1 protein-coding gene is annotated in these 2,372 nt (G+C 72.7%); it reads left to right on the top strand.

Features of this window, described 5'->3' with window-relative positions:
• Positions 1-2,372 (top strand): non-ribosomal peptide synthetase (locus tag FBZ88_RS30055; RefSeq protein WP_145620663.1); only part of this gene is annotated, 2,372 nt, incomplete at both ends.

Genomic DNA, 2,372 nt, shown 5'->3' with positions numbered 1-2,372 from the left:
CGCACCGGCCGGGCCCACTTCACCCTGGGCACCGCCGCCTCCACCCGCGAGACGGCGGATGAGGCCCGCGTGGTGGGGTATTACCTGAACATGCTGCCCCTGGCCTGCCATCTGGCGGAGGGCGAAACGCTGGCCGAGGTCCTGGCCGGGGTGCAGCAGTCGCTGGCCGACGGCCTGGGCCACTCCCGCTACCCCACCGCCCGCATCCTGGCGGACTTCCGGGGACAATGCCCCGATTTGGTCCAGCCGGGGCGCTTCCCCCTGTTCGACATGGCGGTGACGGAGAATCCGGGCGATATGGGCGGCACCGCCGACCACGACGCCGCCTGGCGCTTCATGCCGCAGCAGCAGCCCGCCACCGGGGCGCTGGATTATCGCCTGACCACCAATGCCCCGGCCCAGGACATGGTGCTGGCCCATGAGGCACGGGCCGACGGCGGCCACGCGCTGCAGCTGTTCGTCAACGCCACCGTCTATGACCGGGACACGGCGGAGAGCTGGGTGCTGTCGCTGGCGGCTCTGGCCCGCCACGTGGCGCAAGGGGCCGCCGACCAGCCCCTGCCCACCTTGCTACCGGATGAGGCCACCCAGCTGGCGCTATGGGAGCACGGGCCCGCCCTGACGCCGTCCGCGCCCCGCTTCGACCGCCTATTCCAGGATCTGGCCCGGGCCCAGCCGAACGCGCCCGCCCTGATCACCGCCGAGGGCTTCCGCACCTATGCCGAGGTGGAGGCCGGGGTCGGCGCCCTGGCCGCCGCCCTGCGCCGGCAGGGCCTGCGCCGGGGGCAGGTCGTAGGCGTCCTGACCGATCGCTCCCCCACTCTACCCACCGCCGTGCTGGCGGTCTGGCGGGCCGGCGGCGCCTATGTGCCCTTGACCAGCGACCTTCCGGGCGACCGGCTGGCCTTCATCGCCCAGGATGCCGGCGCACAGATGATCCTGGCGCTGGACGGCCACACCCCGCCCGACGCCCTGGCCGCCCTGCACCTGTCCCTGCTGCGGCCGGAAGAAGTGCGGAATGCCGGCGCCCCGATGGACGAGGATCTGCCTGAGGACGTCGGCGCCGATCCCGCCTACATCCTCTACACCTCCGGCTCCACCGGCACACCCAAGGGCGTGGTCGTCACCCATGCCGGCCTGATGAACCTGGCGGTGGGCATGGGCGAGCGGTTCGGCATCACGCCGGCGGACCGCGTGCTGACCCTGGCCTCCCCCACCTTCGACCTGTGGGTTTCGGATGTCGTGATGGCCTGGGGGGTGGGCGCCGCCCTGTCGCCCCTGACCCGGGCCGAGATGGACGACATCGCGGCGATGCCGGCCTTGATCGCCGGCCGGGGCATCACCGTCGCCACCATGGCGCCCTCTTACCTGCGCCTGTTCGAGCGGGCGGACCTGCCGCCCTTGCGCATCCTGATGACGGTGGGGGAGGCGCCCATTGCCGCCGACGCCCGCCACTATGCCGCCCGCCTGGCCTGCTACAACGGCTACGGCCCCACGGAAAACACGGCGGCCACCACCATCGGCCGCATAGACCCGGACGCGCCGCGCCTGACGGCCGGCCGGCCCCTGCCCAACATCCGCGTCATTATCCTGGACGCCCAGGGCCGCCAGGTGCCCCCCGGTGCCATCGGCGAAATCTGGGTGGCCGGCGCCAGCCTGGCCCAGGGTTATCTCAACCGGCCCGACCTGACCAAGCGCGCCTTCCCCACGACGCCTGACGGCCGGCGCTATTGCACCGGCGATCTGGGCCGCTGGACGGCCGGGGGCGAGTTGCTGGTGCTGGGCCGCACCGACGGCCAGGTGAAGCTGCGCGGCCAGCGGGTGGAACTGGGCGAGATCGCCGCCGCCATCGAGGCGCAGCCGGGCGTGCGGCAGGCCGTAGTGCTGGTGCACAAGGATGCCGCCGGCAACCAGGCGCTCTACGCCTTCGCCACCGGCGCCAACCTGCCGGACAACACCAGCTGGCGCGAGGCGCTGGCCCAGCGCCTGCCCAGCTACATGCTGCCGGCCGCCGTCATCCCGGTGGAGAGCATCCCCACCACCCTGGCCGGAAAGGTCGACCAAGCCAGCCTGCGCGCCCGCATCGATGACTACCGACTGCGGCAGGACGGCGGGCAGCGTGCCACCACCCCACCCCAGGGGCCGGTTGAGGAGCGCATCGCGGCGGTATGGCGGGATGTGCTGGGTTGCGGCGCCGTGGGTCGGGAGGACGATTTCTTCCGCCTGGGTGGACACAGCCTGCTGGCCATCGCCGTGTCGCACCAGTTGGAGAAGGCGTTCGGCCATCCGGTGCCGGCGCGCGAACTGTTCAGCGACCCCACCCTGCGCGGCTTCGCCCGCCGCGTGGCCCAGCTGGGCCAGGGCGAAACGGT

The sequence above is a fragment of the Nitrospirillum bahiense genome, from assembly GCF_007828025.1.
Taxonomy (GTDB): domain Bacteria; phylum Pseudomonadota; class Alphaproteobacteria; order Azospirillales; family Azospirillaceae; genus Nitrospirillum; species Nitrospirillum amazonense.
The sequence above is the reverse complement of the archived record's forward strand: the minus strand, read 5'-3'. Positions and strand labels throughout refer to the sequence as shown.